Origin of the sequence: Bacillus cereus group sp. BfR-BA-01316, from assembly GCF_022664195.1 — a bacterium.
GTDB lineage: Bacteria > Bacillota > Bacilli > Bacillales > Bacillaceae_G > Bacillus_A.
This window is the reverse complement of the sequence record NZ_JAKUGX010000172.1, coordinates 1-202: the sequence shown is the minus strand read 5'-3', so window position 1 is coordinate 202 and position 202 is coordinate 1. Positions and strand designations below refer to the sequence as shown.

Here is a 202-nt window from a genome sequence, read left to right as displayed (position 1 = left end):
TTGGGCTAGATTCCGTTTCGCTCGCCGCTACTCAGGAAATCGCATTTGCTTTCTCTTCCTCCAGGTACTTAGATGTTTCAGTTCCCTGGGGCTGTCTTCCATACCCTATGTATTCAGGTAAGGATACCATACCATTACGTATAGTGGGTTTCCCCATTCGGAAATCTTCGGATCAAAGCTTACTTACAGCTCCCCGAAGCAT

The 202-nt window shown here is 47.0% G+C and carries 1 rRNA gene; it reads right to left on the bottom strand.

Annotation, left to right across the window (positions count from 1 at the left end):
* Nucleotides 1-202, bottom strand: a 23S ribosomal RNA gene (locus MR071_RS25430); the annotation flags it as partial.